Here is a 4,266-nt window from a genome sequence, read left to right on the forward strand (position 1 = left end):
TGTTCCATTTTGTTTTGTCATATCGATCGACCTCCGTGTAATTTACTTAATCATATCACGTTAGCCTCGTACGACTTCTATCCTAACAGAGGGGGTTCTCGTACTCCTTATTTGAATAATTACATGTTATTGAACTTAACTGCAGCTTTAGTTCGATAAGAAAAAAGCTTTACTCCTTCTAGTTAATTATACAAATTGTATATCAAAAACATAGAGGCATCTCAACTAGAGATGCCTTTTCTATGTTTATTAATGTTTATTCATAATTCTCTACTGAAAGTAATGTCAATCCATTCAATTCCTCCGAGACAATTAAAAATGGACCAAATCCTTAAAGAATCAGGTCCTTTTGAGTATTGATTATTCTCCATTATTTTGCTGAAATGGGTGGACCCATCTCTAAAGGCTCCGGCAGATCATCAGCAGCATAAACGCTTCCCACAGCGAACATCGACAATACGAGTATAGATATAATTCTCCAAACTTTTGCTTTTTTCATTTTTCATTTCCCCTTAAAGTAATTTTTTTAGATACATAAGTGCTGATTTATATTGACGGCATTCTTCGTAATATCTGACCAATTCTTTAATGTATTCCTTAATCATTTGCTGGTCAGAGCGTTCTTCGAAATACGGTAATGCCACCGTTAACATGTAATGTTCGAATATAGGATCATTTTCTAATTTCTCTAATTTGTACTTGAGAACCTGGAATTTAATTAAGTACTCTTTGTCTTTTAAATCAGTCGAAATTCTTTCTCCGATATTCAGCCACTTTTTGGAATTCGTCTCATCTGCATCGTGCAAAAACTCTTTCAAGATGGCGTAGCAAGTCTTAACACGTGCATGGTCGTTGTCCCGATAATCCATACTTATTTCGAAGGCCGTGACAGTCTCGGACAATTTACCTTCATCAGAATAAATCATTCCTAAATTGTGATAAACCTTGGCTATGATCTCCCGGTTATGTAAAGGTTCGACTTTCTTCAAGATGCTAAGATAGGTTTCTTTCGCCTGCTCTAAATTGCCCATTTTCCGGTAGTTGATACCAAGGAGCAACTGACAGTTCACGCACTGCTCGTAATCCATTCTCCTGGCGAATAATTCCAATGCCTTCTCTTCATAATAGGTAGACATAGGATATTCACCTAACATATGATGAACAAGTGCAAGCTGATAATATATGTCTTCAATTTCACTCTCGGGGGTAAGTTTTTCAGCTTCTTTGTATAGCTTGAGAGATTGAGATAGACTACCATACATATAGTGGTAAAGGCCGCAATATCGGTTGTAATAAGGCTTCATCCACTCAGGAGCATATTCCATTATCCCTACAATTTCTTCGTACAGTTCGAATGATACTTCTCGTTCCTTCTTCATCAAAGCGATCCTTAAACCGAACAATACATAGAAAATCCGTATTATCGGCCAATCATTCAAGCTAGTTTTAACTGTTATCTCTTCATATAGTAATATAGCCTTTTCTTTGTCTCCAGACCTAATGAGCTTATGGATATTTAATGCATTAAGCTGCAGGTAGTGAAGTAGCTCTTCCTCTTTATAAATGTCAGTCTTATTAATCCCGAGCTTTGTACAGAAGATATCAAACATATCTTCACTCGGTTCAACGATATCGTGTTCTATCTTGCTTAGATGAGATACCGAACACACTCCTAAAGCCAACTCTTTTTGTGTTAACTTACTTTTAGTACGGAAGTACTTGATTTTTAAACCGACACCCAACCTATCTCCCCCCTTTCACTTATCTATTATTTTACCAAAGAACTACCAAATTGTTAATCTCTGAAAGTTGGGAAAGTTCACAGAAAAAAAGTGATTCAATCTGAATTTTTGAAAGGAGTTTCATAAAATGTGGATTGTTACTTTACTATGAAAGAACAGAAGAAATAGTTTTGAAGAGTATTAAAGGACGTTTCCGTTCAGTATGGTATATTTGTAATTCGATAGATAACTTGATGAAAATAAATGAAAATAAGCCCTATTAAATTGATTTTACGAACAAAATTTAACAATACAGAATAATTAGACTCTTGTTGATATTTAATTTAGTAAAAGTAATAATAGAGATAGAGGCACTGGCCAGTCTTCTAAACTATTTAGGGGGATAAATGTATGAAAAAACATTTGCAGAAATTTTTCTTAGTCGTAACAACAATGGCATTAATGTTGTCAACCGGTTTTGCTGTTCAAGCAGAAGAAGTTATACAAGGTAATCAAATAGACAAACTTAATTCTTCTGTCCAACAGTCATTTTTTTATGATGAAGACGCAGGAAAAATCCAAATCGATGTAGAACGCGTAGCAAAACTTCATAGCATTAGCATAAATGAGGAAAAAGCATTGAAGGAAGCTAATGAATCTCTCTCTGAACTATCTAAAGAAGAAACTGAAAAAATCATAATCGATTCTGGTTATAATCCAGATGAGCTTGAAGATGGCGAATACTTTGCGAATGGAATACCTATTTTACTCGTCGGCATTGGATTGATAGTTTTCTACTTCTCCTATGGGAAATTCTTGGATTACTTGGAAAAAAGAGCTCTAATAAAAGGATGCTATGATCAGCACGGTTATCCAGTAGTTGATTCCCGTGATACATCAGGTTTAAACGGCCAACCAAATCAATATGAAGCACAGAAAATAGGTGGATACAATTTTGCCTGTATGGAAAATCCTCAAAATTAATCATAAAATGCACTGGGAGTAATCTCTCAGTGCGTTTTTAGTTTATTATTTATTATACTCGAGGCACCATGCTATAGCGTAAGCAATGCTTGAAGCTACTATTGTTGACGCAAATAAATAGATAGGTAATGCAGGATAAAGATAAATATAATTTGTAGAAAGAACCATAATCATCATTGTTATCATTACAGCCACTGTAAACGTTACATGAGAAGCCCTGGTTGCTTTATTGGTGATAATCATCTCCCGTTCATCTCCATCTTGAAATTCTCCAAATTTCAATAAGATGTCAGCCCGTTTTCTTGGCTTCAATTTTACAGAAAGAATTGATTGAAGAACCACTAATAAAATACTGATGATAAATGGCCACCAACTAAATTTTACATCCACATTGATAATTTCACCGTTTATTAACCCACGGTCAAATTCATCAATTAACCAGACGTTTTCATATGCAAATCCCAATGCATAAGCGAACACGCCAATAATAATAATTTTGCTGATACTTTCAAACAGAACAATCTTCACTTGCCATCCCCCTTGAAAAAGATTTTTTCGATTGGCACCTGAAACACTTCCGCAATATTCATCGCAAGTAATAGCGATGGTACATATGATCCTTTTTCCAATGAGACAATTGTTTGTCTCGTAACACCAACTTTTTCAGATAAATCTTGTTGCGTTAACTTATCTCTTGCCCTCAACTCTTTTATCCGATTTTTGATATTCATGATTACCTCCTGTATTTGGTATTACAAATGTAAAACAAACTAATCATTTTGTAAAGTATTTCGGACATTTTAGTGGTTGGGAAAATTGAGAGTAATTTTCAGGTTTACATCCATTATTTTCTTGTATTTTCATCGACTTTTAGTACTCTATAATCTTGAACCATGATGATTCACTAACACTTCCGTTCTTTTATTGATTACAGCATGATTCCTATAATAAAAACATATTTATTGCACAATTTTTGATCTCACCCATGCGGGAGAGAAGTTATTAGCGAAAGCACTTTGTATAAGAGTTCATCTGTCTTTTTTGACGGACTGAGGACTTATACAAAGTGCTTTTTTTATGCTTTGAATAAATCAAACTTTTTTAAGGAGGAACATTATTATGTTCAAAATCAAAGGAGAAGCATTGTAACAAGTAGTAGGTAGTTTATCGAAAGGTGCAAAACGAGCACGTTTAAGCGAGTCTCGAGTGTTTGTTACAGAAGAAAATATCATCATAGTCGATTCTCCCTTAGATAATCGGGATAAAACTATTAATTAATCATCAAATAGTGAGTTGTTTGATTTAGTCCATAAGCTAATTAATGACAAAAAGTAATCCTAACCCCCTCAAAAAAATTTAACACTTAAACCATACGAATAAGTACGCATATGCAAACGGACGTTAATCCTCAAATATTAACACTTTTCTTTAACTAAACTGCGGCCTTAGTTTAAGTGTAAATCTTCCGGTGTTTGTCAATATAGTTGTCGCATTTAGCTAGTTTAGTATCTTTAAAATACATATTCTTATCTCTTGTAACCAAAAATTCTGTCAAGGCTAC

At 34.3% G+C, this 4,266-nt stretch carries 5 protein-coding genes; 1 reads left to right on the top strand and 4 read right to left on the bottom strand.

From position 1 onward, the window contains the following. Positions 1 to 370 precede the first annotated feature (370 nt). Together ACIQYS_RS22305 and ACIQYS_RS22310 are read right to left on the bottom strand one after the other, a co-directional pair. Positions 371 to 499, bottom strand: coding sequence for a hypothetical protein (locus tag ACIQYS_RS22305; protein WP_402985218.1), 129 nt, complete (start codon positions 497 to 499; stop codon positions 371 to 373). A gap of 13 nt (positions 500 to 512) precedes the next feature. Further along, positions 513 to 1,742, bottom strand: coding sequence for a helix-turn-helix domain-containing protein (locus tag ACIQYS_RS22310; protein WP_402985220.1), 1,230 nt, complete (start codon positions 1,740 to 1,742; stop codon positions 513 to 515). 390 nt (positions 1,743 to 2,132) lie between these two features. Between ACIQYS_RS22310 and ACIQYS_RS22315 the strand changes: the two genes are divergently transcribed. Continuing rightward, positions 2,133 to 2,705 carry a hypothetical protein gene (locus ACIQYS_RS22315; protein ID WP_402985222.1) on the top strand — a complete coding sequence of 191 codons (573 nt, stop codon included), beginning with the start codon at positions 2,133 to 2,135 and terminating at the stop codon, positions 2,703 to 2,705. 45 nt (positions 2,706 to 2,750) lie between these two features. On the opposite strand, the gene ACIQYS_RS22320 is transcribed toward ACIQYS_RS22315, so the two are convergent. Both ACIQYS_RS22320 and ACIQYS_RS22325 read right to left on the bottom strand, forming a co-directional pair. After that, a complete protein-coding gene (locus tag ACIQYS_RS22320) occupies positions 2,751 to 3,233 on the bottom strand; it encodes a hypothetical protein (RefSeq protein WP_402985224.1) in 483 nt (160 codons plus the stop codon). Continuing rightward, entirely contained in the window at positions 3,230 to 3,436 is a 207-nt protein-coding gene (locus tag ACIQYS_RS22325; RefSeq protein WP_402985226.1) for a helix-turn-helix transcriptional regulator, read from the bottom strand. Before ACIQYS_RS22325 ends, ACIQYS_RS22320 begins: the two co-directional genes overlap by 4 nt. Positions 3,437 to 4,266 lie beyond the last annotated feature (830 nt).

Source organism: Psychrobacillus sp. NPDC096426 (assembly GCF_044762745.1).
Lineage (GTDB): Bacteria > Bacillota > Bacilli > Bacillales_A > Planococcaceae > Psychrobacillus.

Excerpts from the sequence above, each read along its gene's own strand:
- ACIQYS_RS22305 (WP_402985218.1), bottom strand. The coding sequence starts at position 499 with ATGAAAAAAGCAAAAGTTTGGAGAATTATATCTATACTCGTATTGTCG.
- ACIQYS_RS22315 (WP_402985222.1), top strand. The coding sequence starts at position 2,133 with ATGAAAAAACATTTGCAGAAATTTTTCTTAGTCGTAACAACAATGGCA.
- ACIQYS_RS22325 (WP_402985226.1), bottom strand. The coding sequence starts at position 3,436 with ATGAATATCAAAAATCGGATAAAAGAGTTGAGGGCAAGAGATAAGTTA.